General features: G+C 55.0%; 2 protein-coding genes. Both read left to right on the plus strand.

Annotated features, from left to right (window positions below; all coding sequences use genetic code 11):
- The coding region (locus ACXRVY_RS28935) for a calcium-binding protein (RefSeq protein WP_458238948.1) at nucleotides 1-387 on the plus strand (387 nt) is incomplete at its 5' end.
- Between the two features lie 50 nt (nucleotides 388-437).
- On the plus strand, nucleotides 438-1,148 hold the full coding sequence (locus tag ACXRVY_RS28940) for a hypothetical protein (RefSeq protein ID WP_458238949.1): 711 nt from the start codon (nucleotides 438-440) through the stop codon (nucleotides 1,146-1,148).
- The last annotated feature ends 306 nt before the right edge of the window (nucleotides 1,149-1,454 follow it).

A 1,454-nucleotide genomic window follows, 5' to 3' on the forward strand; every position in this document is an offset into this window, starting at 1 on the left:
AGTCTGTTTTTCGGCGGCAGCGGCAACTTCGCGGGYACCGGYAACGYGCTCGGCAATAATATCGTGGGTGGTGCGGGTAACGACGTTCTCATCGGCGGTGGCGGTAATGACGTGATGAGTGGCGGCGTGGCCGGCAACGATACGTTCGTGTTTGCTGCCGCGGGTTTCGGCAACGATACGATCCTGAACTTCGGAGCGAATTTGGCCGCAGAGCAGGACTTGCTCAATGTCACGGGGATGGGGATCACCAGCGCGACGTTCGCTGCCAGCCTGACCATAACGGCAGACGGGGCGGACACGGTGGTGGGGATCGGAGCGGACTCCATCCGCCTTGTGGGTGTCAGCAGCGCGGCCGTTGATCAGACGGACTTCRTTCTGGCCACTTGAGGTCCTGGTCAGTACTGWCGCAGGGAGCGTGGACCGCGGAGGGGAGGGCAATGGATGCCCTCCCTTTCTCCTTCCATTCAATTGCCCATCAGCTATCGGGGTGCCAGCAGCGTACTGGAACTCATCAAGGCAGGTTGGAACCGAACTGCGAAATCAAAGAAACAATGGAAAAAGGAAACCCGGCCTTGAACATTTCAGCCATCTGCCTCTTGAGCAGCCTATTGGTCGCGGTCGCGGCTTCTGCTACCGGGATCACTTCGGTCTTCGACCTGGGCTTCACCAGGTCAGCCACAGAAACGCTGAAAAAACTGGACATCAACGACGCTTTTATTATCGCCGTCTCAAGTCCTGCAGCGTTTACCTTCTGCCGCAATGGTTCGTCAACGCTCTGGAAGTATCAGGTGTTGGATCTAGAGCAACAGGTGGCGATGCAAATTGGCCCAAAGCGGTCTTCGACGGACTATCAACTCATTACCGTTGCGCAAGTCAATAGCATTGCCTGCGAACAGGATCACCTTGCACYCTTGGTTAAACCGCCTGTCAGGCGTGGACTTGTCCTCGGCCTGATCACCCTGTTTCTGCTAGTCGGCCTGCGATATACCTACCGCGCAATCATGGATTGCCGATATGACCAAACCGGGTTTTCGAAGCCAGGCTTGCAGCGCTTGAGCGAATCCCGATTACCGTACAATTCAACAGTCATGGCGTTGGCCGCATGGGGTATGGCGGCAGCTACGGCATTTGTTTACTTCGGGTTTTGAGCATGAGTGCAGGGACTTGGTTTACACCCTTATTGTTTAAGTTGATCCTGCGTTGCCATCTGCCTGAAAGGGTGGCCGAATCACCGTGGAATTCGCAGTCGGAGTTTGCTCTGGATGAGAGTTGCTCGCTATTGCGCATGTTATGGGATGTATAACAACTAGTGGATCCAATAAGCGATTATTGAAGTGCATGTAGTTAAGCAGGCCAGTTGTGGTGGGGCGTAGCGTGAAAGTTGTCTTGTTGCTATCGCTTCAGGCGCACTTGCGCAACGCACCGTTTGTCGGTGGGTTGCTCGAGAAATGAAC

It is taken from the genome of Pseudomonas sp. P5_A2_2 (assembly GCF_054177685.1).